The 25,726-nt window shown below is 73.3% G+C and carries 26 protein-coding genes, 2 pseudogenes and 1 riboswitch; of the genes and pseudogenes, 17 read left to right on the forward strand and 11 right to left on the reverse strand.

What is annotated here, in order from left to right:
• Positions 1–13 precede the first annotated feature (13 nt).
• Entirely contained in the window at positions 14–979 is a 966-nt protein-coding gene (locus tag GA0070562_RS02530) for a terpene synthase family protein (protein WP_091414359.1), read from the reverse strand.
• Between the two features lie 142 nt (positions 980–1,121).
• Between GA0070562_RS02530 and GA0070562_RS02535 the strand changes: the two genes are divergently transcribed.
• Positions 1,122–1,766 carry a UbiX family flavin prenyltransferase gene (locus GA0070562_RS02535; RefSeq protein ID WP_091414361.1) on the forward strand — a complete coding sequence of 215 codons (645 nt, stop codon included), beginning with the start codon at positions 1,122–1,124 and terminating at the stop codon, positions 1,764–1,766.
• A 57-nt stretch (positions 1,767–1,823) separates the two neighbouring features.
• On the opposite strand, the gene GA0070562_RS02540 is transcribed toward GA0070562_RS02535, so the two are convergent.
• Complete coding sequence (locus GA0070562_RS02540; protein ID WP_091414363.1) at positions 1,824–2,090, reverse strand: BldC family transcriptional regulator; 267 nt, start codon at positions 2,088–2,090, stop codon at positions 1,824–1,826.
• Positions 2,091–2,347: 257 nt separating this feature from the next.
• On the opposite strand from GA0070562_RS02540, the gene GA0070562_RS02545 reads away from it, so the two are divergent.
• The 3 genes and pseudogenes from GA0070562_RS02545 to cds1 all read left to right on the forward strand — a co-directional run.
• Positions 2,348–2,806, forward strand: a complete 459-nt coding sequence (locus GA0070562_RS02545) for an Lrp/AsnC family transcriptional regulator (protein WP_091414365.1) — start codon at positions 2,348–2,350, stop codon at positions 2,804–2,806.
• A 42-nt stretch (positions 2,807–2,848) separates the two neighbouring features.
• Positions 2,849–3,691: an SDR family NAD(P)-dependent oxidoreductase gene (locus GA0070562_RS02550; protein WP_091414367.1), complete on the forward strand. Its 843-nt coding sequence runs from the start codon at positions 2,849–2,851 to the stop codon at positions 3,689–3,691.
• A 10-nt stretch (positions 3,692–3,701) separates the two neighbouring features.
• A pseudogene (cds1, locus tag GA0070562_RS02555) lies at positions 3,702–4,790 on the forward strand (L-cysteine desulfhydrase Cds1); the annotation flags it as partial.
• A 22-nt stretch (positions 4,791–4,812) separates the two neighbouring features.
• Here cds1 and GA0070562_RS02560 read toward each other — a convergent pair.
• Positions 4,813–5,433, reverse strand: coding sequence for a putative glycolipid-binding domain-containing protein (locus tag GA0070562_RS02560; protein ID WP_091414369.1), 621 nt, complete (start codon positions 5,431–5,433; stop codon positions 4,813–4,815).
• A gap of 200 nt (positions 5,434–5,633) precedes the next feature.
• Positions 5,634–5,849 (reverse strand): helix-turn-helix transcriptional regulator, encoded by a 216-nt coding sequence (locus GA0070562_RS02565; RefSeq protein ID WP_036311366.1) that lies wholly within the window; start codon positions 5,847–5,849, stop codon positions 5,634–5,636.
• A 186-nt stretch (positions 5,850–6,035) separates the two neighbouring features.
• On the opposite strand from GA0070562_RS02565, the gene GA0070562_RS02570 reads away from it, so the two are divergent.
• Together GA0070562_RS02570 and GA0070562_RS29880 are read left to right on the forward strand one after the other, a co-directional pair.
• The gene (locus tag GA0070562_RS02570) at positions 6,036–6,287 is read left to right on the forward strand and encodes a flavin reductase (RefSeq protein WP_091414371.1); all 252 of its coding nucleotides are present in this window, start codon (positions 6,036–6,038) and stop codon (positions 6,285–6,287) included.
• The gene (locus tag GA0070562_RS29880; RefSeq protein ID WP_139135419.1) at positions 6,280–6,501 is read left to right on the forward strand and encodes a hypothetical protein; all 222 of its coding nucleotides are present in this window, start codon (positions 6,280–6,282) and stop codon (positions 6,499–6,501) included. The genes GA0070562_RS02570 and GA0070562_RS29880 overlap by 8 nt, the downstream gene beginning before the upstream one ends.
• Before the next feature lie 76 nt (positions 6,502–6,577).
• Here the strand turns inward: GA0070562_RS29880 and GA0070562_RS02575 are convergent, their stop codons facing one another.
• The 3 genes from GA0070562_RS02575 to GA0070562_RS02585 form a co-directional block, all read right to left on the reverse strand.
• Positions 6,578–8,488, reverse strand: a complete 1,911-nt coding sequence (locus tag GA0070562_RS02575) for a DEAD/DEAH box helicase (protein ID WP_091414373.1) — start codon at positions 8,486–8,488, stop codon at positions 6,578–6,580.
• Between the two features lie 189 nt (positions 8,489–8,677).
• Positions 8,678–10,555, reverse strand: coding sequence for a hypothetical protein (locus GA0070562_RS30850; RefSeq protein WP_091414375.1), 1,878 nt, complete (start codon positions 10,553–10,555; stop codon positions 8,678–8,680).
• Positions 10,556–10,664: 109 nt separating this feature from the next.
• Positions 10,665–12,347, reverse strand: coding sequence for an NlpC/P60 family protein (locus tag GA0070562_RS02585; RefSeq protein WP_254663710.1), 1,683 nt, complete (start codon positions 12,345–12,347; stop codon positions 10,665–10,667).
• Positions 12,348–12,569: 222 nt separating this feature from the next.
• Here GA0070562_RS02585 and mqnE point away from each other — a divergent pair, with 222 nt between their 5' ends.
• From mqnE to GA0070562_RS02600, 3 genes are read left to right on the forward strand one after another with little or no spacing between them, the layout of a single operon-like run.
• Entirely contained in the window at positions 12,570–13,739 is a 1,170-nt protein-coding gene (mqnE, locus tag GA0070562_RS02590) for an aminofutalosine synthase MqnE (protein WP_091414396.1), read from the forward strand.
• 7 nt (positions 13,740–13,746) lie between these two features.
• A complete protein-coding gene (locus GA0070562_RS02595; RefSeq protein ID WP_091414462.1) occupies positions 13,747–14,175 on the forward strand; it encodes a hypothetical protein in 429 nt (142 codons plus the stop codon).
• Between the two features lie 26 nt (positions 14,176–14,201).
• Positions 14,202–14,474: a DUF4229 domain-containing protein gene (locus GA0070562_RS02600; RefSeq protein ID WP_091414468.1), complete on the forward strand. Its 273-nt coding sequence runs from the start codon at positions 14,202–14,204 to the stop codon at positions 14,472–14,474.
• A gap of 51 nt (positions 14,475–14,525) precedes the next feature.
• Here the strand turns inward: GA0070562_RS02600 and GA0070562_RS02605 are convergent, their stop codons facing one another.
• Positions 14,526–15,866 (reverse strand): C39 family peptidase, encoded by a 1,341-nt coding sequence (locus GA0070562_RS02605; protein ID WP_091414471.1) that lies wholly within the window; start codon positions 15,864–15,866, stop codon positions 14,526–14,528.
• Positions 15,867–16,071: 205 nt separating this feature from the next.
• Here GA0070562_RS02605 and GA0070562_RS02610 point away from each other — a divergent pair.
• From GA0070562_RS02610 to GA0070562_RS02625, 4 genes and pseudogenes are all read left to right on the forward strand, one after another.
• Positions 16,072–17,394, forward strand: a pseudogene (locus tag GA0070562_RS02610) (M14 family metallopeptidase); the annotation flags it as partial.
• 121 nt (positions 17,395–17,515) lie between these two features.
• A riboswitch (cobalamin riboswitch) is annotated at positions 17,516–17,609 on the forward strand.
• Between the two features lie 107 nt (positions 17,610–17,716).
• Complete coding sequence (locus GA0070562_RS02615) at positions 17,717–18,649, forward strand: ABC transporter substrate-binding protein (protein WP_091414475.1); 933 nt, start codon at positions 17,717–17,719, stop codon at positions 18,647–18,649.
• A gap of 104 nt (positions 18,650–18,753) precedes the next feature.
• Positions 18,754–19,848: a FecCD family ABC transporter permease gene (locus GA0070562_RS02620; protein ID WP_091416074.1), complete on the forward strand. Its 1,095-nt coding sequence runs from the start codon at positions 18,754–18,756 to the stop codon at positions 19,846–19,848.
• Positions 19,845–20,624, forward strand: a complete 780-nt coding sequence (locus tag GA0070562_RS02625) for an ABC transporter ATP-binding protein (RefSeq protein WP_091414477.1) — start codon at positions 19,845–19,847, stop codon at positions 20,622–20,624. Before GA0070562_RS02620 ends, GA0070562_RS02625 begins: the two co-directional genes overlap by 4 nt.
• 193 nt (positions 20,625–20,817) lie before the next feature.
• Here GA0070562_RS02625 and GA0070562_RS02630 read toward each other — a convergent pair whose 3' ends face one another.
• The 3 genes from GA0070562_RS02630 to GA0070562_RS02640 all read right to left on the reverse strand — a co-directional run bounded on the left by GA0070562_RS02630 (position 20,818) and on the right by GA0070562_RS02640 (position 23,305).
• The gene (locus GA0070562_RS02630) at positions 20,818–21,576 is read right to left on the reverse strand and encodes a VOC family protein (protein ID WP_091414479.1); all 759 of its coding nucleotides are present in this window, start codon (positions 21,574–21,576) and stop codon (positions 20,818–20,820) included.
• 94 nt (positions 21,577–21,670) lie between these two features.
• A complete protein-coding gene (locus GA0070562_RS02635) occupies positions 21,671–22,408 on the reverse strand; it encodes an ABC transporter permease (RefSeq protein WP_091414481.1) in 738 nt (245 codons plus the stop codon).
• Between the two features lie 9 nt (positions 22,409–22,417).
• Positions 22,418–23,305 carry an ABC transporter ATP-binding protein gene (locus GA0070562_RS02640; protein WP_091414484.1) on the reverse strand — a complete coding sequence of 296 codons (888 nt, stop codon included), beginning with the start codon at positions 23,303–23,305 and terminating at the stop codon, positions 22,418–22,420.
• Between the two features lie 148 nt (positions 23,306–23,453).
• Here GA0070562_RS02640 and GA0070562_RS02645 point away from each other — a divergent pair, with 148 nt between their 5' ends.
• The 4 genes from GA0070562_RS02645 to GA0070562_RS02660 are packed head-to-tail and all read left to right on the forward strand — an operon-like array spanning position 23,454 to position 25,679.
• Positions 23,454–23,774 (forward strand): type VII secretion target, encoded by a 321-nt coding sequence (locus GA0070562_RS02645; protein WP_091414486.1) that lies wholly within the window; start codon positions 23,454–23,456, stop codon positions 23,772–23,774.
• Positions 23,775–23,785: 11 nt separating this feature from the next.
• Complete coding sequence (locus GA0070562_RS02650; protein WP_091414488.1) at positions 23,786–24,712, forward strand: WXG100 family type VII secretion target; 927 nt, start codon at positions 23,786–23,788, stop codon at positions 24,710–24,712.
• Positions 24,713–24,721: 9 nt separating this feature from the next.
• Positions 24,722–25,075, forward strand: coding sequence for a YbaB/EbfC family nucleoid-associated protein (locus GA0070562_RS02655; protein WP_091414490.1), 354 nt, complete (start codon positions 24,722–24,724; stop codon positions 25,073–25,075).
• Between the two features lie 4 nt (positions 25,076–25,079).
• On the forward strand, positions 25,080–25,679 hold the full coding sequence (locus tag GA0070562_RS02660) for a hypothetical protein (protein WP_091414492.1): 600 nt from the start codon (positions 25,080–25,082) through the stop codon (positions 25,677–25,679).
• The last annotated feature ends 47 nt before the right edge of the window (positions 25,680–25,726 follow it).

Raw genomic sequence — 25,726 nt, forward strand, 5'->3', positions numbered from 1 at the left:
CGCCGCACCCCGGTCAGGACGCCGCGGCGACCGGATAGCGGGCGCTCTCCAGCGTCCAGTCGACTGTGCCGCGCACGGCGGCGGCCAGGCCGTCGAGGTGGATGGCGACCGCGTCGTCGAGCGTCGGACCGAACGACGGCGCCGCCGCCAGGAGCGCCGCGAACCGGTCCATCTCGGCACGCCAGTGCGCGGCGACCAGGTCGACCGCCGCCGGCACCGGCACGCCCCGCTCGGCGGCCGTCGCCAGCACCAGGTTGTGCCCGCCGCCGGTGGCCCGGTCGCGCTCCAGCGAGGCGACGTCGTTGAACCAGGAGAGCAGGTCGTTGGCGAGGCCGGCGAGCCGCCGCAGCGCCGGATGGTGGTAGACCGCGTCGGGCAGCGGACGCCCGGACGCGAACTCGATCAGCGGGTACGACACGTACGCCGCCGACGTGGCCCGGCGCAGCCGCACGTACTCGGCGATGCCCGGTGGGCGGCCGGACGTGGTGGCGGTGGCCTCCCGGTACACCCCGTCGAGGTGGTCGGCGACCGCGTCGGCGAAGCGCAGCCGCCACCGGGCCGGCATCCGGCGGCGTGGCTCGCGCCACGCCTGCACCAGCAGACGGCGCAGCGGGCCGGAGAAGCCCGGATGGCGGGCGCGTGGACCCTCGCGCAGCAACGCGAGCGCGCCGTCACGCAACGCCCGGATCTGCGGCGGGGTCAGCCCGTCCCGCCCGTCGCAGGCGTCGTCGACGAGGAAGAACCAGGTGAACAACGCGGTCAGCACCCGCAGGTCGGGCTCGGTGGCGTCCGGGTAGAGGCGGCCGGCGTACCGGGCGAAGCCGGCCCGCGCCAGCCGTCGCCGGGTGGCCGGGTCAGCCGGCAGGCCGAGCCGGTCGACCTGCTCCACCAGCCAGCCCTGCACGTCGTCGGCGTACGGGGAGAGGCGGGGCGGGATGGGGCAGTCGGAACGGAGCGCCCGCAGCACCGCCGCCGTCATCACCGGCCCCTCCGTGGAAGTGGATCGCCGATCGAAGAATTTCACGTCGCGGGAAGTTCCGTGAACCCTCTGGACATCCCGGGCGGACCGACCGAACGGGGGTCGCCGCCCGCCGTCCCCGGCGACCAGGCACGCTTGGGGCATGCGCGAACCATGGGTGGTGGGTGTCTCCGGCGCGTCCGGGACGCCGTACGCGGCGGCTGTCGTCCGGGGCCTGCTCGACGCCGGCCAGTCCGTGGACCTGATCGTCTCCCGGGCGGCCCGGCTGACAGTGCTGGACGAGACCGGCCGGCCCTTCCGGGACGCGCACTGGGCCGAGGACCTGGCCGCCTGGCTCGACCGCGACCTCACCGGCGCGGACCTGCGGCACTGGCCCGCCGGTGACCTGGCCGCCGGCCCGAGCAGCGGCTCCTACCCGGTACGCGGCATGGCGGTGGTGCCGGCGAGCACCGCCGCGTGCGCGGGCATCGCCATCGGGCTGTCGAAGGATCTGCTCCAGCGCGCCGCCGAGGTGAACCTCAAGGAACGCCGCCCGGTCGTCGTGGTGCCCCGGGAGACGCCGGTGACCCGCAGTCACCTGGAACATCTCATCGCGCTGCACGACGCCGGCGCGGTGGTGCTGCCGGCCAGTCCCGGCTTCTACGGCGCAGGCGCGGCGGCGTCCGCCGGGCAGCTCGTGGACTTCGTGGCCGGGAAGGTGCTCGACGCGCTCGGTGTCGAGCACACGCTGTTCCGGCGGTGGTCCGGCGAACTGGCCGCCGGTCGCCGGGAGGCGGATCCGGACTGATCGGCCCGGTTGCCGACGTGCGGGGCGCGGCCCTCGGCCGGACCGCGCCCCGCACGTTCAGTACATGCCGGCGTTCGCCGGTCCGGGGCCGGTGGAAGCGGCCGGGCCCATGTTGCGGGCCTTGCCCATGTCCTCCGCCTCGTCCAGCATGCCCTCCCCCTCGAGCAGGGCCCGCACCTCGGATTCCCGAAACCGGCGGTGCCCTCCTGGAGTCCGGATACTGCCGATCCGGCCGGCCGCTGCCCATCTGGTCACGGTCTTCGGGTCCACCCGAAACAGCGCAGCGACCTCACCCGGTGTCAGCAGGCGATCTCCAGTGTCCACAGCCCCCTCCTCGCGTCGACGAAGCCCCCGGCTGAACACACTGCCCCCGGCCGGTGCGAGCCCAGAGCCGTCATGAGGGACGTATGGCAATTACAGCACCGGCTACCGGACGTGTCCGCCAAACGCGAAAAACGCACACACTGGGAAGGATAGGAAATGGTACCGGTGGAGAACCCCCGTGATCGTACGTTTGTGAGGGGTTGATCCACGGGTACCGGCAGTGTTCCATGGTCGCCGAACGGATAGGGTCACTCTCCGTGGACACGATCGACCTGAGCCTCGTGGAGCTGTTGCGGGGCAACGCCCGTCTGTCGTACGCCGAGCTGGCCCGTCAGGTCGGCCTCTCCGCCCCGGCCGTGCACGAGCGGGTCGGCAAGCTGGAGTCCAGCGGCGTGATCCAGGCGTACCGGGCCGAGGTCGAGCCGGAGTCGATCGGGCTCGGCGTCACAGCGCTCATCGGCATCATCGAGGACTCCGACGCGGACACCGACGACGTGCTGGAGTCGTTCCGCCGCATCCCCGAGATCGAGTCCTGCTACTTCATGGCCGGCGTCGAGTCCTTCCTGCTGAAGGCGCGAGTCGGCACGATCGCCGAGCTGGAGCAGCTGATCGTCCGGCTGAACCGGACGGCGGGTGTGGCGTCCACCCGCACCAGCATCGCCCTGTCGACCAAGTGGGAGAACCGTCCGCAGCCGCTGGAACCGCCCACCGCCTGACGCCTCTGGCCCCGGGCCGCCGGTTGCGGTTACCGTGCGCCGATGACGAGCTCGGGACGCGGTGCCGCAGTGGTGACCGGAGCGGCCGGCGGGCTGGGGCGGGCCATCGCCGCCGCGCTGCACGCCGACGGCTGGAACGTGCTGCTCACCGACGTGCACGCCGGGGCCGTGGCGGCCGCCGCCGCGCCGCTGGGCGGCTGGTCCCGCCCGCTCGACGTACGCGACGAATCCGCCTGCGCGGAGGTCGCCGCCGAGGCGGCGGCCGCGCCCGGCGGCCTCGGGCTCTGGGTGAACAACGCCGGCATCCTGGTCACCGGCCCGTCCTGGGGCCACGACGCCCGGACCCGCCGCGCCGTGGTCGAGGTGAACGCGCTCGGCGCGATGAACGGCACGCTCGCCGCCGTCGCGGTGATGCGCGAGCAGGGCCACGGCCACGTGCTCAACGTCGTCTCGCTGGCCGGGCTGATCGCCGCGCCGGGCGAGACGGTGTACGCGGCCAGCAAGCACGCCCTGCTCGCGTTCAGCCTCGGCACGGCGAGCGACCTGCGGATGGCGGGCGTCCGGGGCGTACACGTGTCGTGCCTGTGCCCGGACGGGATCTGGACGCCGATGCTGCACGACAAGCTGGACGACCCGGGGGCGCTGGCGTCCTTCACCGGCTCGCTGCTCACGCCGGAGCGGGTGGCCGCACGGGCCGTCCGGCTGGCCCGCCGGCCCCGGCCGGTGGTCAGCCTGCCGCGCTGGCGCGGCGCCCAGGTACGGCTCCTGGACGCCTTCCCCCGGCTCGCCCTGGCCCTCACGCCGGTGATCCGGGCCACCGGACGGGCCGGTCAGCGGCGGCAGGCCCGCCGGGTCCGGGAAAACCCGAGCCCACCTCGCTTGTAACGTTGCCGACGTGACTCACTTCGACCGGTGCGACGAGGCCAGCCGGCGCTGGGTGACCGAGGCGATCGCCACTGTCGAGGCGGACGCCAACCGCTCCGCCGACACCCACCTGCTGCCCTTCCCGCTGCCCCGCGAGTGGGGGATCGACCTCTACCTCAAGGACGAGTCGGTGCACCCCACCGGCTCGCTGAAGCACCGGCTGGCCCGCTCGCTGTTCCTCTACGGGCTCTGCAACGGCTGGATCGGCCCGGACACCACCATCGTCGAGGCGTCGTCCGGCTCGACGGCGGTCTCCGAGGCGTACTTCGCCCGGATGCTCGGGCTGCCCTTCATCGCGGTCATGCCCGCCTCCACGTCGCCGGAGAAGATCACCCAGATCGAGTTCCAGGGCGGACGCTGCCACCTGGTGGACGACCCGTCGAAGGTCGTGGTGGAGGCGCGCTGGCTCGCCGAGGACAGCGGCGGCCGGTTCATGGACCAGTTCACGTACGCCGAGCGGGCCACCGACTGGCGGGGCAACAACAACATCGCCGAGTCGATCTACGCCCAGCTCGCGCTGGAACGGCATCCCGTGCCCGCCTGGATCGTGGTCGGCGCCGGCACCGGCGGCACCAGCGCCACCATCGGCCGGTACGCCCGCTACCGGCGGCTGCCCACCAAGCTCTGCGTGGTGGACCCGGAGAACTCCGCCTTCTACCCCGCCTGGCAGGCCGGTGACTGGTCGGTGCGCACCGACCGCGGCTCCCGGATCGAGGGCATCGGGCGGCCCACGGTCGAGGCGTCCTTCCTGCCCAGCGTGGTGGACCGGATGGTGCAGGTGCCGGACGCAGCGTCGCTGGCGGCGATGCGGGCCGGCTCGGCGGTGCTCGGCCGCCGGGTGGGCGGCTCCACCGGCACCAACCTGTGGGGCGCGTTCGGGCTGATCGCGCAGATGCGCGCGGCCGGGCGTACCGGCTCGGTGGTCACGCTGATCTGCGACCCGGGCGACCGGTACGTCGACACCTACTACTCCGACGACTGGGTGGCCGCGCAGGGCCTCGACCTCGCGCCGCACCTCGCCACCATCGACCGGTTCCTGACCGACGGCACCTGGCCGGCGGCCTCAGCCGGACCCCGGACCGTCAGCGCGGGTCGACCCGCTCGGCCAGCCCCGGGTAGCGCACCACGAAGCCGTCCGGGTCGACCTCCAGGTCGGCCGTGAACGTGTCACTGGAATACCGGACCCGGCCCGGGCCCAGCGAGGTGTAGACCTGCTCGGCGGGCACCACGGCCAGGCCGGGCAGCAGCACCCAGGCCACCGACACGGCGGTCGCCAGGTCGGCGGGCAGCCGGCCCAGCCCGACCCGGCGGATCGGCAGCGTGTTCGTCAGCGGCGAGCCGCCCAGATCCACGTCGAGCGCCTCGGCCAGCCGGCCCGGGTCGTCGGTGCCCGGCAGGCCCGCCGGTGGGTGGCCCGCCGCGCTCAGCGCCGCGTCCAGGTCACCCTCCTCGCCGGTACGCACGCGCCACCCGTCCCGGCCCCGCTCCAGGCGTACGCTCCGCGACCAGCCCGCGCCCTCGGACTCGACCTCCAGCCGGTTCGTCGACCAGTCCGGCCCGACGGCGAGGCGGTACCGGCACGTGTACGGGATCGGATCCACGGCGAGCGCCACGCCCTGCGCGGTCAGCCCCTGGCCGTCGTCGAGCACGACGTGCTCGCAGCCGGCGGTGTCGGTCCGGGCCCAGAAGAGCGACTTCGGCATGGTCCGGACGTTACGCGAACCGGCGGTCGGCGGCAGCGGATGCGCGAACGCCGCCGCCGAGCGGGATGTCCCGCTGTTCCCGGGCGTCAGGCCAGCGCTACTGGTTACCCCTGCTCGTCGCCCTCTGTGGGGCGGGGCGGCCGGTTGTGACGGGCCCACTCGTCCACCTCGTCCGCGTCCCAGACGTTCATGCCGTCGGGCTACTCGTCGTCGTCCGCCGGCCGGGGCGGTCGGTGTTCCCGGATGTACCGCTCGACGTCCCGCTTCAACCAGACCGCACCGACCGACAGCTCTTGATACGGCGCGGGGAATGCGGGATGCCGCCGGATCTCGCGGAATCTCGATCTGCCCACGCCGAGCATCTTCAAGATCTCACCGGCCGCGACAAGTTCGCCCGGTCCCGTCTCCTTGGTCACGACTTCGAAGGTAGGAGCGGGCCGACCCGACCATGGTTACGCGAACAAATGACCACACCTATGTGGGCCCGTCAACGTTGACAGGGGGGCAAGTGAGCGATCTGATGGATCAGGCCCCCCGCCCGGTGGCGAGTTCGCGGCGGACGGGGGTGCCACCTGGACGCCGAACCATGCAGGAGGCCCCGAGTGACCCAGCGCCACGCTCCGCTGAAACCCCTCTGGGTCTGTACGGCAGACCTGCTCAACTGGCCGTGCGAGAACGCCAAGGCCGAGTTGGTCGCTGACTACGAGCACGACCGACGCCACCTCGCCGTCGATCTGGCCGCCCTGATGCGGCAGGCAACCGATGACCTGACCAGGCTCTACTCCGAGCCGCCGGACCCCGCCGAGATGCACATCCGGTTCCTGGGCTGGCTGCGGTCGGTGCGCAATGTCTGACCCGATCGGCACCGGGCTGCTGCTGGCCGCCGTCATCGCCCAGGCGTTCGGCTGCTGGGTCGCCTGGTCGTGGGGCCGGTCCGCTCGGCGCAGCCTCCGGCAGACCATCGACAAGGCCACCCCGACGCCACCGCCCGACTGGCGGCCTCGTCATCGCCTGTCGCTGTGGAATGAGCCGACCCGGCGATATCCCGTCCTCACATCGCGCAGCTAGAACGGGAGCCGAAATCACCCCGGACGCACTGCCGCCGCCGAGCGGATGCTCGGCGGCGGCAGTGGGTGCGCTCAGATCAGTGGGTACGTGCCGGCGGGCGCCCGCCGAAGCCGCGCCTGTCGTCCCGGCCCCGCCCCTCGGCCCGGAAACCGCCGGCCCGGCGCTCGGCCGGACGCGCGTCGCCCCGGTCACCGAAACGCCGCTCGGCGTGCGGGCGGTCCTCCTGGCGCCGGTCGCCGAAGCCGCGCGAGCCACTCGGCCGGTCGTCGTACCGCCGCTCGTCCCGGTCGTACCCGCGTCCGGCCGTCGGCCGCTGCCGGTCCCCGTACGGCCGGTCGGCCCGCTCGCCGAAGCGCCGGTCGTCGCCGCGCGGGCCGCGGTCGTCGGACCGCTGCTCGCCGAAGCTCCGGCCGTCGGACCGCCGGTCGCCGAAGCGCTCGCCCCGGTCGCCGAAGCTGCGGTCGTCGCGACGCTCCGGCCGCCCGAAGCGGCGCTCACCGCCGCCGGACCGCTCGCCCGAGTAGCGCTCGCCGGCTGGCCGGTCGCCGAACCGGCGGTCACCGCCCCGGTCCGCGAATCGGTCGCTCGACCGCTCGCCCGCAGGCCGGTCGCCGAAGCGGCGCTCGCCCCGGCCGTCACGGTCGCCGAACCGGCGCTCGCCACGGTCGGAGAAGCTCCGGCCGCCACGGTCGAAGCCCCGGCCGTCCCGGTCGCCGAAGCGGCGCGAGCCGCCGCCGCGCCGCGGCTCCGGCTCTTCCCGGACCGGTACGCCGCTGGGCTCACGCGCGCCGGTCAGCTCGGCCAGCGCCTCGTCGCCCGCCCGGACCCGGGTCTCGGCCGGCTCGACGCCCGCCTTCTCCATCATGGCCAGCGTGGTGCGGCGCTGCTTCGGCAGCACCAGCGTCGCCACCGCGCCCGACTCGCCGGCCCGGGCCGTACGCCCGGCCCGGTGCAGGTAGTCCTTGGGGTCCTTCGGCGGGTCCACGTGCAGCACCAGCGAGACGCCGTCGACGTGGATGCCCCGGGCCGCCACGTCGGTCGCGACCAGCACGGGCGTCCGGCCCTCGCGGAACTCGGCGAGCGTCTTGGTGCGCATGCGCTGGGTCTTGCCGCCGTGCAGCCCACCGGCCCGCACACCGACGGCGGCGAGCTGCTCGACCAGCCGGTCGACGCCGAGCTGCGTACGGGCGAACAGCATGGTGCGGCCCTCACGGGCGGCGATGGACGCCGCGACAGCGAACTTGTCGTGCGGCGGGATCAGCAGCAGGTGGTGATCCATGGTGGACACGGCCGCGGTGGCCGGTGCGGTCGAGTGGGTGACCGGGTCGGTCATGAACCGCTTGACGAGCGTGTCGACGTCGTTGTCCAGAGTGGCCGAGAACAGCAGCCGCTGCGCGTCCGCCGGGGTCTTCGCCAACAGCCGGGTGACCTCGGGCAGGAAGCCCATGTCCGCCATCTGGTCGGCCTCGTCCAGCACGGTGATCTCGACGTCGTCGAGCCGGCACACGCCCCGCTCGATCAGGTCGCCGAGCCGGCCCGGGGTGGCCACGACGATCTCCACGCCGCGGCGCAGCGCGTCGATCTGCCGGTCGTACGGCACGCCGCCGACGGCGGTCTTCAGGAACACGCCGACCGACTTGCCGAGCGGTACCAGGGCGTCGTTGACCTGCATGGCAAGTTCACGGGTGGGGACCATGATCAGGGCGCGGGGGTGAAGCGGCCGAGCCCGGTTGCGGTCGGCGACCCGGGCGATCACCGGCAGGCCGAAGGCGAGCGTCTTGCCCGAGCCGGTCTGGCCCCGGCCGAGGACGTCGCGGCCCGCGAGCGAGTCGGGCAGCGTGGCCCGCTGGATCTCGAACGGGGTGGTGATGCCCTGCCGGGCGAGCGTCTCGACGATCTGCCGGGGCAGGCCGAGCGAGGCGAAGTCGACGGTGTCGGGCGTCGGGTCGACGGACGGGGACGTGCTGGATTCAGCGAACGTGGTCAAGAAATGCCTCTCGAGCGGGGCGCATCTTCGCGATGGCCCGCCGCGGCCTGTCACGCCGCCGAATCGCCCGCAAGATCGCCCATGGGCGCGCAGTCGGGGCGCGCCGGGTCAGTGATCGCACACAAGTGTACGGCGGATCGTCGAGTCCGCCAGGGCAACGCGAGACCGTAGTGGGCGGGCTCACCCCTGTCACTCGATGAGCATGGTCCCGGTCAGGCCGCTCAGCGCGTCGTTGGCCAGGAAGACCACGAGCAGGCTGATCGCGATGAGCATGGTCAGCGCGACCGCCAGCACGATGATCACCTTGGTGTTGCCGCCCCGGGCCGCCGGGCCCTCCTCGGACCAGCCCTGGGCCAGGATGTGCCCGGTCAGCGATCCGGAGTTCTCCAGCGGGTTGCCCTGCGGGAACGACACGGTGGCGAAACCGGGCCCGTCGGTCCCGCCGTACACGGTGGCGGCGAGATCCGGCCCGCCGGGCTGCGGACGTACCGGACGGGTCGTGTCGCCGTCGCGGGCGGGCGTGGCCGGCGGCGGCCAGGTCGGCAGCGCCGGGGCCGTCACCACGGGCGGCGGCGGTGCCGACACGGGGGCGGCGGCCCACGACGGCAGCGCAGCGTCCGGCGTGCCGGGCGTGGCCGGCGGCGCGATGGGCGTGGTCGGCGGCGACAGGGGCGCGGCCGGCGGGCCCGGCACGGCGGCCCGTGCGGGCGGGAACGACGGGCCGGCCGGCGGGGCGGGGAACAGCGGCGCGGGCAGTGGGCCCGGCCCGCCGGTCATCGCCGGTGGCGGCGGGAACGGCGGCGCGGGCATCGGGCCCGGCGGGGGCGGTGGCGGGGGTACGGGCGGACCCGGCGGCGGTACCGGCGGCCCGGGGACCGGTGGCACCGGACCGGGCGTGGGCGTCGGCGTCGGCGGGGTGGGCGCGGGTGGCGTGGGCAGGGGTGGCGTGGGCCGGAGCGGGGGCTCCGGCTCGGGTACCGGCGGCGCGGGCGACGGCGGCGTCGGACCGGGCACCGGGGTCGGCGCCGGCTCGGGCTCCGGGCCGTTCGGCGCCGGGGGCTGCGCGGGCTCCGGCGGCTGGACCGGCTCCGGCGGTTCCGGGTTCACCGGTCCGGCCCGGTAGACCGTGGCGGCGGCGGGCGGCGCGGCCACCACGGAGGCGGCGACCTCCTCGGCGGAGACGCGGCTCAGGCCCGGCACCGACGCGCTGGCCCGGGCGGGTGCGGGTCCGGCCTGCTCAGCGGGCGCGGAGGCGCCGGTGGGCGGGGCCGGGCGGTCGGTCGCGGAGGCCGGCGGAGCGTCGGAGGCCTCAAGCGGCAGGGAGTCGGCGGACCCGGCCGGCGGTGCGTCGCCGGACGTGCCCGGCGGGGAGCTTGCAGACCCGGCCGACGGTGCGGTGACGGGCGTGGCCGGCGGAGACTCGCCGGAACCGCCTGCCGAGGGCTCGGCGGATCGGGCGGGGGAGGTTCCGGAGCCGTCGTGCGGCTCGGAGGCGTCCGTCTGCCGGCCGGGGGCGGCGTCGCGGTCCGGGGCGGCGTCGGCAGGGGCTGCGGCGTCCACTGCGACCGCGTCCACGGCCGGGGCGGAAGGAGCAGGTACGGGCACGCGTGCGGAACCGGAGACGCGGGGAGCCGGGATGGCTGCGCGAGCACTGCCGGGCGTACCCGGGGAGGCGTCGCCGTCCGCCGCCGGTGCGGCGGCGGGCTCGGGTGCCGTGCCGGCCGGGGCGGGCGGCACGGCGACGGGCTGGGGCGTCGCCTGGCGTTCGGCCACGGCGAAGGCGGACCAACTGGACGGCGGCACGGTGGCGCCGGGGAGGCGCCGGTCCAGCGGCGGTGCGGCGTCCGCCGGGGTGCCCGCGCGGTACGTCGTGGGACCGCCCTGCGGACGTGGCTGCTCGTCACCGGCGGGCGGCGGCACGGCCGAGCCGGCGACTGACACCCGTGCCCGCGCGACGGCTACCGGCCCGGGTGGGGCCGAGCCGCGGTCGTCGTCGCCGGCCGGGTCGGCGGGGCCGGGCGTCGGTCCCGGGTGGACCTTCTCCGCCGGAACGTCCTGCTCGCCCATCTCGCCCCTCCGCACCCACGCTCGCCTCCAGCCGTGGCGCCGACCGGAAGTGCCTGGATCTCACCGTGCCATATTCCGGCCCGGGAGCACAGCCGGAGTGGCGGTTGGGTCAGTCGGCGCTGCTGCTCGGGCTGGCGGAGCCGCTGCCGGACGTGCTGTTCGACGGGGCGACACTGCTGCTGCTCGGCGCGGCGCTGCTGGTGTCCGGCTCGGCGCTCGCGCTCTGGCTCGGCGTCGGGTCGGGCGAGTCGGTCGGGCTCGGCGGCGGCGTGCTGGGCGCCGGGCTGGACGTCGTCGGCTTCGGCGTCGGCGTGGTGGGCTTCGGCGTGGTCGGCGTGGGCTTGGGCGTGGTCGACGGCTTGGGCGTGGTGGGCGTGGGCTTGGGCGTGGTCGACGGCTTCGGCGTGGCCGGCACGGTCGGCGGCGGGGCGGGGGTGGCCGGGGCGGGTACGGCTCCGATCACCCGGGTCGCGGCGTAGAGCCGGGACCAGCGGACCACCGAGATCTTGACGACGTCGCCGGTCCGCGGCGCCTCCACCATCTTGCCGTTGCCGATGTACATGGCGACGTGGTGGACGCTGGTCCAGCTGCTGCCCGAGGCGAAGAACAGCAGGTCACCGGGGAGTAGGGCGTTCGGCGGGACGGTGCGGGAACGGGTGGCGAAGTACTGGTCCTTGGCGACGCGGGGCAGGCCCCGGTAGCCGGCCGCCTGGTAGGAGGCGAGCATCAGGCCGGAGCAGTCGAACCGGTCCGGGCCCTCCGCGGCCCACAGGTACGGGTCGCCGAGCTGCGCGAGGGCGTAGCGCACCGCGGCGAGCGCCCGCGGGTCCGCCACCAGGCCGTCGATGCTCTGGTCGACCACGTACGAGGTGCCGAGCCGCTGCTCGGCGGCGTCCGCCAGGCGCTCGATCTCCAGGAGCTTGGCCGCGTTCTCCTTGCGCAGCGAGACGAGCGCCGTTTCCTGCTTGCGCAGGTCGGTCTCGGCGCGGGTGAACTCGGTGGCCTTCTCGGTCGCCCGCCGCCGGGCCGACTCGTGCGCCTCCCGCGCGATCTGCTCGGCGCTCGTGGCACGGAGGAGTTCGCCGGTCACCGACGTGGTGGCGCCCTCGGCCTTGTCGCCCCGGGTGATGCGCTGGAGGTTGGCGAACTCCCGCAGACTGGCGCCGAACTCGCCCGGCGGCAGCGCCGCGTCGGCCTTGACCGCGTCGGCGGCGGCGCTCTTGGCGTTGTCCTGGGCGCGGCGGAGCGCGTCCTGGGCCTCCGTGAGCCGGGCGGCGGACTGGGTCAGCTCGGTCTGTGCGGCGTCCCGCTCGGTCTTGATCCGGAGCAGTTCCTCACCCAGCAGCGTGACCCGGGCGTCGAGCTGGTTGATCTGGGCGATCAGCGGGCCGTCGGCCGGGTTGGTCACGCCGGTGGTGCCCGGCAGGCCCGCCGTGCCGCCCGGGGCGGTGACGCCGGGCAGGCCCGGGACGGTGCCGGGCACGCCGGGAACGGTGCCGGGCACGCCGGGAACGGTGCCGGGCAGGCCGGGGACGGTGCCGGGTACGCCGGGGACGGTGCCGGGTGCGCCGCGGACGGCGCCGGACGAGCCGGGCAGTTGCAGGGGGCCGGTGACCTGGGGCCGGGAGCCGGTGTCGGGTACGACGTCGGGCAGCGGGTCGGCCCAGGCGGGTGTGGCGAGCGCCGCGGCCGCGACCGCCCCCAGAAGGGCGGACCAGAGCGCCGGGCGCAGGATCGGTGAGATCACCGGCTGCCGTCCTCGTCGCCGTCGGGCCTTGGTGCTGTGAGCCATACCGCTCCCCGTCCGGTCTGGGGTCCGTCACGCGTGCTTGGGGCGTGTCGGGACAGGACGGCCCTGGTGTGTGTTCCGCCCCACCCTGTCTTACCTCACTGTTGCGACGATGTCGATGTGCGGAGCGTGACGGCCGGTGAACCGGCGCGACCACGTCGGCGGCCGGTCCGACCCGCGACGTACGCTCGATCGGGAACCCAGGTGGAAGGACGTGGCTTTCGGATGGACGCCGGACTCAAGCGCGAACTCGAGGCGAAGGTGTACGCGGGTGAGCGGCTGACCCGCGAGGACGGCATCGCCCTCTACGCCAGCGACGACCTGACCTGGCTGGGCCGGCTGGCCCACCACAGGCGTACCGAGCTCAACGGCGACCGGGTGATGTTCAACGTCAACCGGCACCTGAACCTGACGAACGTCTGCTCGGCGTCGTGCGCGTACTGCTCGTTCCAGCGCAAGCCGGGCGAGAAGGACGCCTACACGATGCGTATCGACGAGGCGGTCCGCAAGGCCAAGGAAATGGAGGACGAGCAGCTCACCGAGCTGCACATCGTCAACGGCCTGCACCCGACGCTGCCCTGGCGCTACTACCCGAAGGTGCTGCGCGAGCTGAAGGCCGCGCTGCCGAAGATCAAGCTCAAGGCGTTCACCGCGACCGAGGTGCAGTGGTTCGAGAAGATCAGCGGGCTCACCGCCGACGCGATCCTCGACGAGCTGATGGACGCCGGCCTGGAGTCGCTGACCGGCGGCGGCGCGGAGATCTTCGACTGGGAGGTCCGGCAGCACATCGTCGACCACAACTGCCACTGGGAGGACTGGTCGCGCATCCACCGGCTGGCCCACTCGAAGGGCATGAAGACGCCGTCGACCATGCTCTACGGCCACATCGAGGAGCCTCGGCACCGGGTCGACCACGTGCTGCGGCTGCGCGAGCTGCAGGACGAGACCGGCGGCTTCCAGGTCTTCATCCCGCTGCGCTACCAGCACGACTTCGTCGACTCGGCGGACGGCAAGATCCGTAACCGGATCCAGGCCCGGACCACGATGGCCTCGCCGGCCGAGTCGCTCAAGACGTTCGCGGTCTCCCGGCTGCTGTTCGACAACGTGCCGCACGTCAAGTGCTTCTGGGTCATGCACGGCCTGTCGGTCGCGCAGCTCTCGCTGAACTTCGGCGTCGACGACCTGGACGGCTCGGTCGTGGAATACAAGATCACCCACGACGCCGACTCGTACGGCACGCCGAACACCATGCACCGCGACGACCTGCTGCACATGATCTGGGACGCCGGCTTCCGTCCGGTCGAGCGGAACACCCGCTACGAGATCGTCCGCGAGTACGACGCGCCCCCGTCGATGGCGGAGCGCCGGTCCGAGCCGCAGCAGGTCTGGGCCTGACCTGGCGATGAGCGACGAGGAACAGCAGCGCGGCTTCCCCCGGCGCGACGCCGAGGGGCGCATCCTCACCCTCGGCGACCTGCTCGGGGTGAGCCTCGCCGGCCTGGTCATCGGGGTGCTGGCGCTGCTGGTCTTCGAGTGGGCGTTCGCCGTCGTCGGCGACGGCGGCTTCGGGGGCACGAACGGCTGGCTCGCGGTGATCCTGCCGCTCTGGCTGTTCTGGGACGAGTTCCGGGCCTGGGAGTTCGGCGCCGCCCGGGTGGTGGCCGCGCCGGCCGGTCTCGGGCTCGGCGTCGTCGCCGGCCTGCTGGTGGCGGGCCTGGCCTCCGGGCTGCCCGCGCTGTTCACCGGCGCGTTGGCCGCGGCGGTGTTCACCGTGGTCTACGCCGTCATCTGGTTTCATGGCGTGCACTGGCTGGCCCGGCGTACGGGCTGAGGCACGGAGAGAGTGGGAATGCGGGAATGAGCGCGGCGGTCAAGTACACGCTGGGCCGGGTCGGGCTGTTCGTCGCTGTGCTGGCAGCCCTCTGGTTCGTCGAGATGAACATGTTCCTGCGGCTGATGGTGGCGCTGATCTCCTCCGCCGCGCTGTCGTTCTTCCTGCTGCGCAACTGGCGGGACGAGATGGCCGGGGAGATGGCGGAGGCGTCGGAGCGGCGCCGCGCCGAGAAGGACCGGCTGCGCACCGCGCTCGCCGGCGAGGACGAGCCGGACGCGGAGCGCCGCGACGGCTGAGCGGATGGACGAGGGGCCCGGCGCCGGACGTGGCGCCGGGCCCCTCGCCGTTCACCAGTTGGTCGAGCCCGGGACGACCGGCCACGGCCGGTCGGCCGGCTTGATCAGGTACGCGATGCCGCCGGAGCCGGAGGCCACTGTGCCGTTGGCGCGGTAGCGCTTGGTGCGCAGCCAGATCTGCTCGAACTGCTCCCGCTTGTAGACGTTGCGCACCGCGTCGTTGGACGAGGACGCCGGGTCGTTGACGATCACGTCGCCGTCGGCGGTGAAGCCGACGATCACGAACAGGTGCCCGGAGGTGCCGTAGTTGGCCCCGTCCAGCTCGCTGGCGAGGAACGACTGCGAGGTCACCACCGGGATGCCCGCCTTGATGAAGCGTTCCGCCTCGTCCAGCGAGTGCAGCCGGGTGACCCGTGCCTCCAGGCCGGGGAAGCTCGCCGCGTACGCGGTGTTGAACGGCCAGTTGCCGGCGCCCTCGTACTCGTAGTCGTAGGTCATCCGGGCGGCGTGGTCGACGGTCGGGTCGGGGTAGGAGGGGTCGACCCAGGAGACGTCCTCGGCCGAGGGCTTGCGGCCCCAGTACTCGACCACCATCTCCGTCGAGGTGGGCGAGCACCACGCCTCACCGCCGCCGTCGTACTCGGGGTACTCGCCGATGTGGATGTTCTGCGAGTAGCGCGGCACGGCCAGCTCGGTGCCCCAGGCGATGCCGCCCCGGCTCGGGGTGACGGTGAACCGGTCCGGCACGTTCGACGCCATCGCGCCGAGCATCCGGACCTGCGGCGCGGCGGCCTGACCGGGCGCGCGGTAGAGGGTCAGCCGCAACTGGTACGAGCGCAGCAGCACCCCGGCGTCGGCGTCGTCGACCGAGAACGTGTCGGTCCAGATGCTCGACCACGGGTCGCCCTGGCCGTCCAGCGTGGAGCGCTTGATGTCCTGGTCGCCGGAGGCCCAGCGGCCCATGACGTACCACGGGGTCTGTGCCCCGGTGTTGTACGTGCCGTGCAGTTCGACCTGGATCCAGGTGCCGGCCGGGGTGGCGGCGTTCCACGACGCGACCATCTCGGTGGCGTCGAAGCCGATCCGCCGCTCGGGCGAGGTCCAGGTGGCGTACTCCCAGGTGCGGGTCGTGCCGGTGTGCTCGTCGGTGAACTCGGTGGTGCCCGCCGGGCGGTCGATGGTCAGCGCCGGGTGGCGGCCCGGTACGGCGCGGGTGCCCTGGTGGGAGCCGCTACGCCAGTCGGGGAAGCGGGAGAACTCCTGAAAGGTGATCTGTTCGTCGTGCGTGACGCCCGGCCGCGGGGCTTGCGCCTGGACCGGTGCGCTGGTGCCGAGGAGGGTGAGCGCGGTGAGGCCGGCGAGGGCGGCCGCGCGCATGGGTCTTCCGAACATGGCAGCTCCACAGGGAGACGGCATCGTTGCCGTTCACTGTCGCGCTTGGCGGGAAGTTTCGCCAGATGTTCAGGCATAGAAAATCATTGCCGAAGTGAGGATCAGGTCGGGATGGCTAAAGATAGAGACAGATATTGATATGACCATGTGTCTCCTGATGGAGTGTGCGGACAACGGGATCTCCCGTACCCCCAGGAGGTTGTCCATGGCCTTCCGCGCCTCTCCGCTCCGCCGCCGGCTGGCGTTCGCCGCCGCCGTCGGCCTCACCATCGTCCTCACCGCGGCCGCCGCGCCGGCCGTGGCCCGGCCCGCGCCGGCAGGCTCCGGTGAGCCGGCCACCGTCGCCTACCGGGTGCTCGGCCCGCGTACGGCGGCCGACCGCACCGCCGTCGCCTCCACCGGCGCCGCGATCGACTACTCCGAGCACGGCGTGCTGCACGTCACGGCGACCAAGGCCGAGGCGAACGCGATCACCCGGCTCGGATTCCGGCTCGAGAAGGACGTCGCGCCGGAGCCGGGACACGCCGACGGGGGCATGACCGCGAACGCGTTCCCGTCCGCCGACTCGAACTACCACGACTACGCCGAGCTGACCGCCGTGGTGAACAAGGTGGTCGCCGACCACCCGACGATCGCCCGCAAGCTGAGCATCGGCACGTCGTACCAGGGCCGGGACCTGATGGCGGTGAAGATCTCCGACAACGTCGCCACCGACGAGGCCGAGCCGGAGATCCTGTTCAACGCCCAGCAGCACGCCCGTGAGCACCTGACCGTGGAGATGGCGATCTACCTGCTCAACCTCTTCACCGACAACTACGGCAGCGACTCCCGGATCACGAACATCGTCAACTCGCGGGAGATCTGGATCGTCCCCACCGTCAACCCGGACGGCAGCGAGTACGACATCGCCACCGGCTCCTACCGCTCCTGGCGCAAGAACCGGCAGCCCAACAGCGGTTCGACCGCCGTCGGCACCGACCTGAACCGCAACTGGGGCTACCAGTGGGGCTGCTGCGGCGGCTCGTCCAGCACCAAGTCGTCGGAAACCTACCGGGGCCCGTCCGCGTTCTCCGCACCGGAGACCGCGGCGCTGCGCAACTTCGTCAACAGCCGGGTCGTCGGCGGGGTGCAGCAGATCAAGGCCAACATCGACTTCCACACCTACTCGCAGCTGGTGCTCTGGCCGTACGGCTACACGTACAGCAACACCGCCACCGGCATGACCGCCGACCAGTACAACACCTTCGCCACCATCGGCCAGCAGATGGCGGCGACGAACAACTACACCCCGGAGCAGTCGAGCGACCTCTACATCGCCGACGGCACCAGCATCGACTGGATGTGGGGAGCCCACAAGATCTGGGCGTACACCTTCGAGATGTACCCCGGCTCGGCCTCGGGCGGCGGCTTCTACCCGCCCGACGAGGTGATCCCGGCGCAGACCTCGCGCAACCGCAGCGCGGTGCTGCTGCTGGCCGAGTACGCCGACTGCCCGTACCGGGCGATCGGCAAGCAGAGCCAGTACTGCTGACCTCACCACCGGGCGGGAACCCCGGTTCCACCCCCGCCGGGGTTCCCGCCCACCCCCTACCGTCCGGACGATCTCCGCTGGTCGTGCGCTACCGTGGCACCGACCGTGCCACAGCGAAGCCGGTGTGAAACCGGCGCTGTCCCGCAACTGTGATGCCCCGTACGCGCGGCGTCGGCCTCCCGCCGGCGCCGACGGACGTGGGACGAGCCAGGTCGCCTGCGGCCCGGTCGCGACACGCGCTCTCGAGGAAGGGCGCCTCGCGGGCGGGCCTTTCCCCTGTCGGCGAAGCACCACACTCCTCGACCGACAGGAGGCACCCATGTCCAGACGTACCCCCCGGCTCTTCGCCACCGCGCTCGCGGCCGGCGTGCTGCTCCTCGGCGGCTGCGCCGAGAAGACCTCGACCGACACTCCCGCCGCCGGCGGCTCCGGCGGCGCGTTCCCGGCCACCGTCGGCAAGCTGACGCTGGAGAAGCGGCCCGAGAAGATCGTCTCGCTCTCGCCGACCTCCACCGAGATGCTCTTCGCCATCGGCGCCGGCAAGCAGGTCACCGCCGTCGACGACCAGTCGAACTACCCGGCCGAGGCGCCCCGCACCGACCTGTCCGGCTACCAGCCGAACGCCGAGGCCGTCGCCTCCCGGAACCCCGACCTGGTGGTGATCTCGGACAACCTCAACAAGATCGCCGACCAGCTCGTCGCGCTGAAGATCCCGGTCCTCCAGATCCCCGCCGCGGCCACCCTCGACGACACGTACCGGCAGCTCACCGACCTGGGCACGCTCACCGGCCACCGGTCCGAGGCGGACGCCGTGGTGCAGAAGATGAAGGACGACATCACCGCGCTGACGAAGGACCTGCCGAAGCGCGCGGAGAAGGTGACCTACTACCACGAGCTGGGCCCGGAGCTGTACACCGCGACCAGCAAGACGTTCATCGGCACCATCTACGCGCTCGCCGGCCTGGAGAACATCGCCGACGCGTCCGACGCCGACGGGAAGAACGGCGGCTACCCGCAGCTCTCCCAGGAGGTCATCGTCAAGGCGAACCCCGACTTCGTCTTCCTCTCCGACACCAAGTGCTGCAAGCAGAACGCCGACACGGTGAAGGCGCGCAGCGGCTGGTCCGGCATCACCGCCGTGAAGAACAACCAGATCGTCGAGCTGGACGACGACATCGCCTCGCGCTGGGGCCCGCGCGTGGTCGACCTGCTCAAGGTGATCGTCGACGCCACCGCCAAGGTCCCGGCCTGACCGTGGCCGTACGACAGGCGGACTCCGCCCCTCGCCCGGCCGGGACGTCCGAGACGTCCCGGCCGGGTGCCCGGCCGTCCGGGGCGCCCCGGCCCGGCACGTGGCTGTCCCGCCCCGGGCGGCGTGGGGCGCGCGGCGCGGCCGGTGGCCCGATCCGGCCCGCCGGGCTGCGCAAGCGCTGGCTGCTCGCCGGTGTCGCGGCGGTGCTCGTCGCGCTGGTGGCCGGCGTCTCGCTCGGCCCGGTGAGCTTGCCGCCCGGCAGCGTCGCGGCCGAACTGCTCAACCTGCTGCCCGGGGTGCACCTGGACAGCGGGCTCACCGAGCGGGAAATCGCGATCATCACCGAACTGCGGCTGCCCCGGGTCGTGCTCGGGCTGCTCGTCGGCGCGCTCCTGGCCCTGGCCGGCGGCTGCTACCAGGGCGTCTTCCGCAACCCGCTGGCCGACCCGTACCTGCTGGGTGTGGCGGCCGGCGCCGGGTTCGCGGTCACCACGGCGATCGTGCTCGGCGCCGGGGCGGGCGGCGCGCTGACCGGGCTGCCGATCACCATCCCGCTCGCCGCGTTCGTCGGCTCGCTCGGCGCGGTCGTGCTGACGTACCTGCTCGGCGCGGCCGGCGGACGGGACCGGTCACCGGCCACCCTGATCCTGGCCGGCGTCGCGGTCTCGGCGTTCTTCGGCGCCGGGCAGACGTACCTGCTGCAACAGCACTCCGACAACATCCAGCAGGTCTACTCCTGGCTGCTCGGGCGGCTGGCCACCGCCGGCTGGCACGACGTGTGGCTGGTCCTGCCGTACTTCGTGCTCACCGCCGTGGTGGTGCTGCTGCACCGGCGCGAGCTGGACGTGCTCTCCGTCGGCGACGACGAGGCCGCCGGCCTGGGCCTGCACCCGCAGCGCTCCCGCTACCTGCTGATCGCCGCGGCGTCGCTGGGCACCGCCGCAGCCGTGTCCGCGTCCGGACTGATCGGCTTCGTCGGCATCATCGTGCCGCACACCATGCGGCTGCTCTTCGGTTCCAGCCACCGGGTGATCCTGCCGCTGTCGATGCTGTTCGGCGGCGCGTTCCTCGCGCTGACCGACGTGGTCGCCCGTACCGCCGCCGCCCCCGCCGAGATCCCGATCGGCGTGGTCACCGCGCTGCTCGGCGGCCCGTTCTTCGTCCTGGTCCTGCGGACCGCCCGCCGGGTGGCGATGTGAACGCCCCCGCCGTGCACGTCCACGACCTGCGGGTCGCCCTCGGCGGCAACCCGATCCTGGCCGGCGTCGACCTGACCGTCGCCGCGGGCGAATGGGTCACCGTCATCGGCCCCAACGGCGCCGGCAAGTCGACCCTGTTGCGCGCCGTCGGCGGCCTGCTGACCGGCCCGGGCGAGGTGGCCCTCTTCGGTACGCCGATAGCTGCGCTCCGCCGCCGCGAGCGGGCCCGGGTGGTGGCCACCGTGGCGCAGTCCCCGGTGGTGCCGGCCGGCATGTCGGTGTTCGACTACGCGCTGCTCGGCCGCACCCCGTACATCCCGGCGCTGGGCCGCGAGTCCGCCGCCGACCTGGCCGCCGTGCACGAGGTGCTGGACCGGCTCGACCTGGGCCCGTTCGCCCACCGCGAGCTGGCCACGCTCTCCGGCGGCGAGCGTCAGCGCGTCTTCCTGGCCCGGGCGCTGGCCCAGGGCGCCACCCTGCTGCTGCTCGACGAGCCGACGAGCGCGCTGGACATCGGGCACCAGCAGGAGGTGTTGGAACTCGTCGACCAGCTCCGCCGGGCGCACGGCCTGACCGTGCTCGCCACCATGCACGACCTCTCCATCGCCGGCGAGTACGCCGACCGCCTGGTGCTGCTCGCCGACGGCCGGGTGGCCGCCGCCGGCCCACCGGAGGAGGTGCTGACCGAGGAGTTGCTGGCCCGCCACTACCGAGCCCACATCCGCGTCATCCCCGGCGACCACGGCCCCTTGGTGGTCCCCGTCCGCCCAACCTGACCCGCCCACCCACCCCCGTCCCCGAACAGATAGATCTTGGTACGGATCGGCCCTCCTGGGGGCCACTCCGTACCAAGATCTCGACCGCCCTCGCTTCTCCTCGTCGATCTTGGACTTTTGGCCCCGGCGAAAGGTGCGTATGCCACGTGGGGAGGGCCGCAAGCGCAAGATCGGCGGAGAGGGGCGGGGTGGGTCAGCGCAAGGTGGAGATGGAGAAAAGGGCGCCGGCCGGGTCGCGCAGGGCGGCGCTGCGGCCGGCCGGGTTGTCGCGGGGCGGGACGAGGATGGTGCCGCCCAGCTCGGCGGCGCGGGCGGCGCTGGCGTCGGCGTCCTCCACCGCGAAGTAGACCGCCCAGTACGCGGGCAGGTCCGTCGGCATCGGCTCGGCCCGGGGCAGCATGCCGGCGACGATCCGGGCGCCGCAGCGCCACCCGGTGTACGCGACCGGCCCGGCCGGGCGTTCCTCCGGATGCCAGCCGAAGACCAGCGCGTAGAACTCCTTCGCCCCGTCGGGGTCGGGGGTGACCAGCTCGTTCCAGCACATCGCGCCCGGTGCGTTGTACAGCTCGGCCCCGCGCATCGCCATCGGCTGCCACACGCTGAACACCGCGCCGGCCGGGTCGGCGAGCACCGCCATCCGGCCCTGCTGGGCGATGTCGAACGGGGAGACGACCACCTGCCCGCCGGCCGCCTCCACCCGGGTCGCGACCAGGTCGGCGTCGTCGGTCGCCACGTACGTGGACCAGACCGGCACCTGCTCCGGCGTGCCGGGTGGCCCGGCCCCCGCGACCGCCTTGCCGTCCTTGCGGAAGACGGTGTAGCCGCCGGCGTCCGGCTCGGGGGAGATCTGCCCGGTCCAGCCGAACAGCTCGGGGTAGAACCGTCGTGCGTCGTCCAGACCCGGCGTGGCCAGGTCGGTCCAGCAGGGCGTGCCGGGCTCGACGCCGTTCACGGTGACCCCTCTCGCCGGGGGCGGCTCCGCTCGCCCGCCCTGTCGGCATCGTGGCACCGCCGGGTCGGCCGCCGGGCCGGAACCGGACAAAAGGTCAGCTGAAGCGGCGGCCCTCGTCCCGCCGGTACGCCCACCCGGCGACCGCGGCGAGCGCCACCACCCAGACCACCAGCATCACCAGCGCTCGGGGATCGGGCTGCCAGTCGGTGACGGCCGCCCAGATCAGCTCCACCGCGCCCCGGGTCGGCAGGTAGGGTGCGATCGCCTTGATGAAGCCGGGCGCGTCGTCCGGCCCGGAGAGCAGGCCGCCGCCGAACGCGAGCGGGAAGAAGACCACCTGTGCCACCACGATCGCGGCCTTGCTCGGCAGCGAGTAGCCGATCGCCAGGCCGAGCAGCGTGAACGGCACCGAGGCCACGGCGACCGCGCCGAGCCCGAGCAGGAACTGCACCGCGCTGACCCGGGCCTCGGTGGCGACCGCCGCGATCACCACCACCGGGATCATCGACACGTAGGTCAGCACCAGCCCGGCCAGGATCCGCCCGGCCAGCCGTGGCGCCGGTCCGGCCGGCAGGGTCCGGGTGTACGGGTTCCAGGGCTGGTCGCGGTCCTCGGCGACACCCACGCCGTACTGGAAGATGTTGGCGGTCATCACCGCGAACGTGACCATGGCGGCGGTGGCGTAGGTGGCTCCGGTGGGGTCGTCGTCGGCGAACGGCACCACGAAGAAGAGCATCGAGGCGGCGGGGAAGAAGGCGCTGCCGAACACCGCGACCGGTACTCGGACGATCTCCATGAGCTGGTAGCGGGCGTGAACCAGGGCGAGCGGCACGGCGGCCTCCTAGGCGGGGGTGGGCGCGGGCCGGTCGTCGGCCGTGATGGCGAGGAACGCCTCCTCCAGCGAGGTGGGCCGGACCTCCAGGTCGCGGAACGGCACCCCGGAGGTGACCAGGTCGCGGACGAGCTGGTCGGCGTCGGTGGTCAGCAGGTGCACCCGCCCGTCGGCGCGTTCGGTGGCGACCACACCCGGCAGTGCCGGCAGGTCGTCGGCGACCAGGCTGACCCGGCGTACGCCGACGATCCCGCGGATCGCCGCCACCGAGTCGTCGGCGAGCACCCGCCCGTGGCCGATCACCACCACCCGCTGCGCGAGCGCCTCCACCTCCTCCAGGTAGTGGCTGCTCAGCAGCACGGTGCCGCCGTCGGCGTGGAAGCCGCGGATCGCGTCCCAGAGCGCGTGTCGCGCCTCCACGTCGAGGCCGGTGGTCGGCTCGTCGAGCACCACCAGCCGGGGACGGCCGACGAACGCCAGCGCCACCGCGAGCCGGCGACGCTGCCCGCCGGAGAGACCACCGGTCTGCCGCCGTACCTGGTCGGCGAGGCCGAACCGGTCGAGCAGCTCGCCGCGCGGCACCGGGTCGGGGAAGTGCGCGGAGACGAAGTCGACCACCTCGCCGACCCGCAGCGTGCCGGGCAGGCCGGTCTCCTGCGGGGTGACACCGAGCTGTCGCCGGCTCGCCGGGTCGCGGGGATCGCCGCCGCACAGCTCGACCCGGCCGGCGGTGGGGCGGCGCAGCCCGACCAGCAGGTTGATCAGCGTGCTCTTGCCGGCGCCGTTCGGACCGAGCAGGCCGACCAGCTCCCCGGACCGGACGGTCAGGTCGACCCGGTCCAGTGCCAGCACCTCGCCGTAGCGGCGGCTGACCTGTTCGGCGCGGGCCAGGATCATCGGCGATCTCCTCGGGCGGGGGGTGGTGCATCCCCTGTCTACCGTGCGTGCGCCAGCCGTGGTGTCCCCTGACCGGGTGCTCGTATCCCCTAGTCTGGTGGCGCCGTCGACGACGGTGGAAGTTCCAACCGGACACTGGGGAGGGTCCGTGACCAGTCCGAGCAGGAATCTCGACGTCCAGCCGGAGGCGCTGAGGGCGTTCGCCGCCGCCTCCCGGGACCGGTCGTCCCGGTTCCGCGAGCTGGAGCGGGCGTTCCGCGACGGCCATGTGGCCCGGCACTCCTTCGGCGTGATGCCCGCGTCGTTCAGCCTCGCCGCGGCGTACGCGGAGCAGTTCGAGGCGTGCCTGCAAGGGCTGGCGGACGGTGCCGAGACCATGCTGACCGTCGCCACGGGGCTCGCCGAGACCGCCGCGGCCTACGACGACACGGACACGGCGAACGACACCATGTTCACCGCCGGCGGCTGAGGGGAGCGGGGATGAGTACCGAGGCGCTCCAGCGCAACAAGACCTACTTCGAGCAGATCGTGTCGGGCACGCCCGACCCGTTCAAGCCGCTGTCGAACGCGGTGCTGTGGCCGTTCGAGCAGCTCCTGGAACTGGTCGCCGGTGAGCCGGACGACCTGATGCGGGCGGCCCAACTCGCGATGACGACCGGGGAGGCGGTCCGGCAGATCGCCGGTGACCAGATCGCCGACCGGGCGCGGCTGCGCGGCGCCTGGGACGGCGACGCGGCGGAGAAGTTCCACGCCTCGATGCAGTCCATCGAGGACGCCATGGAGGATCTGGCGAAAGGGCTGGACGGCACCAAGGAGGTGCTGGTCGACTCCGCGAACGCGGCGGTGGACGCGTTCAACCTGCTGGTCGAGCTGATCCTGGAGTTCCTGCTCTGGTTCCTGACCGAGATCATCATCGCCGCGGTGGCGGCGGCGCTGAGCGCTGGGGTGAGCCTGGCCGCCACAGTGGTGCGGGTACTGGCCCGGCTGGCCACCACCGTCGGCCGCATGGTCAAGATCGTGGCCCGGTTCGCGGAGATCCTCACGAAGCTCGCCACCAAGCTCCAGAAGGTCGCCAACCTGCTCGACCACTACGCCAAGGTGGTGATGGAGCTGCGCCGGGCCAAGAAGGCGTACAGCGCGTTCAACAAGTCCGGTTACACGAAGGCGGCGCTCGCCTTCAAGGTCGAACGCGCCGCCGTCCTCTTCCCGGGCAAGTTCGCCATCAACCAGGCGTCACCGGTGAACATCCCCGGCATCGGCGGCGCGCTGCTCGACACCGGGATGGGCCTGCACGACGTCTCCGACGGGCGCAAGGACCGCAACTACCTGGTGGACGGCACGTACCACGAGGACCTGGGCCCGTACACCAAGGGCGTGCAGAACGTGTTCGACTCGATCGTGAACTGAGAGGCAGCAATGACGTTCCCGGCCCTGGACCGGATCGAGGCGCTGGCCCGCAATCTGGACGGGTGGCAGCGTGAACTCGGCGCGCGGATGGCCGAGCTGGAGCAGAGCAGCGCCGAGGGGGTGAGCGACTCCGGCCTGGTCACTGTCGTGGCCGCCGCCGACGGCAAGATCCTCTCCACCGACATCAACGCCCGCGCCATGCGCTTCGACTCGTACACGCTCGCCGAGGAGATCACCTCGGCGGCGAACCGGGCGCAGGACGCCGCCGCCGCCCGCGTACGGGAGATCGTCGGCGAGGTGATGGGCAACGCCCCCGCCGCGGAGCGCCGCGCCGACGACGGCTACGGCCACGACCGATACTGAGCCGATGGACGAGACCAGATACCGCGACCGGATCGGCCGGCTCGTCGAGCCGGACGAGCGCGTCCTGGCCCACGCCAAGGCCGACGTCGGCCAGGGGCTCGCCCCGGCACCGCCGCCCGAGCCGGAGCCTGCCGCCGAGCCGAGCCGGCGGACGGTCGGCTCGGTGCTGCTCAACGTCCTGCTGCCACTGGCCAGCTGGGACCGTGGCGACCGCCTGGTCGACCTGATCGGCTGGGGGATCGCCGGGCGCGGCGCCCCCGGCTCGGCCGCCTCCCGCCTGCACCGCGCGCTCCGCCCGCCCCGGCCCGACCTCCAGGTCCGGGAGACGCTGCTCGCGGTCACCGACCGGCGGCTGGTGGTCTGCCGTACCGGCGGGGTCAAGCTGCTGGCCGGTCGCGAGGCCGAGGAACGCGCGCTGGCCGAGACCGCCGTGGCGTGGTCGGCCACCCGGGCGGAGATCGCCTCCGCGCGGGTGGGCTGGCACCGGCTCAACCCGAAGCGGCTGCGGATCGACTTCACCGACGGTTCCTGGCTGTCGTTCACCGTGCCGATCGCCGAGTCCGGCCGACCGCTGCGCGAGGTCGCCGCCGCGCTGTCCGCCTGACCGGACCAGCCCCGCCGGACCGTGGGCCGGGCCGCCGGACCGTGGGC

This window comes from Micromonospora tulbaghiae (assembly GCF_900091605.1).
Taxonomy (GTDB): domain Bacteria; phylum Actinomycetota; class Actinomycetes; order Mycobacteriales; family Micromonosporaceae; genus Micromonospora; species Micromonospora tulbaghiae.

Bases quoted from the DNA above. Each gene is read 5' to 3' on its own strand.
- GA0070562_RS02550 (WP_091414367.1), top strand. From the start codon at position 2,849: ATGACGAGCTCGGGACGCGGTGCCGCAGTGGTGACCGGAGCGGCCGGC.
- GA0070562_RS29880 (WP_139135419.1), top strand. From the start codon at position 6,280: ATGTCTGACCCGATCGGCACCGGGCTGCTGCTGGCCGCCGTCATCGCC.
- GA0070562_RS02605 (WP_091414471.1), bottom strand. From the start codon at position 15,866: ATGTTCGGAAGACCCATGCGCGCGGCCGCCCTCGCCGGCCTCACCGCG.
- GA0070562_RS30850 (WP_091414375.1), bottom strand. From the start codon at position 10,555: ATGGGCGAGCAGGACGTTCCGGCGGAGAAGGTCCACCCGGGACCGACG.
- GA0070562_RS02650 (WP_091414488.1), top strand. From the start codon at position 23,786: ATGAGTACCGAGGCGCTCCAGCGCAACAAGACCTACTTCGAGCAGATC.
- GA0070562_RS02660 (WP_091414492.1), top strand. From the start codon at position 25,080: ATGGACGAGACCAGATACCGCGACCGGATCGGCCGGCTCGTCGAGCCG.
- GA0070562_RS02595 (WP_091414462.1), top strand. From the start codon at position 13,747: ATGAGCGACGAGGAACAGCAGCGCGGCTTCCCCCGGCGCGACGCCGAG.
- GA0070562_RS02585 (WP_254663710.1), bottom strand. From the start codon at position 12,347: ATGGCTCACAGCACCAAGGCCCGACGGCGACGAGGACGGCAGCCGGTG.
- GA0070562_RS02655 (WP_091414490.1), top strand. From the start codon at position 24,722: ATGACGTTCCCGGCCCTGGACCGGATCGAGGCGCTGGCCCGCAATCTG.
- GA0070562_RS02530 (WP_091414359.1), bottom strand. From the start codon at position 979: ATGACGGCGGCGGTGCTGCGGGCGCTCCGTTCCGACTGCCCCATCCCG.
- GA0070562_RS02615 (WP_091414475.1), top strand. From the start codon at position 17,717: ATGTCCAGACGTACCCCCCGGCTCTTCGCCACCGCGCTCGCGGCCGGC.
- GA0070562_RS02560 (WP_091414369.1), bottom strand. From the start codon at position 5,433: ATGCCGAAGTCGCTCTTCTGGGCCCGGACCGACACCGCCGGCTGCGAG.
- GA0070562_RS02535 (WP_091414361.1), top strand. From the start codon at position 1,122: ATGCGCGAACCATGGGTGGTGGGTGTCTCCGGCGCGTCCGGGACGCCG.
- GA0070562_RS02640 (WP_091414484.1), bottom strand. From the start codon at position 23,305: ATGATCCTGGCCCGCGCCGAACAGGTCAGCCGCCGCTACGGCGAGGTG.
- GA0070562_RS02600 (WP_091414468.1), top strand. From the start codon at position 14,202: ATGAGCGCGGCGGTCAAGTACACGCTGGGCCGGGTCGGGCTGTTCGTC.
- mqnE (WP_091414396.1), top strand. From the start codon at position 12,570: ATGGACGCCGGACTCAAGCGCGAACTCGAGGCGAAGGTGTACGCGGGT.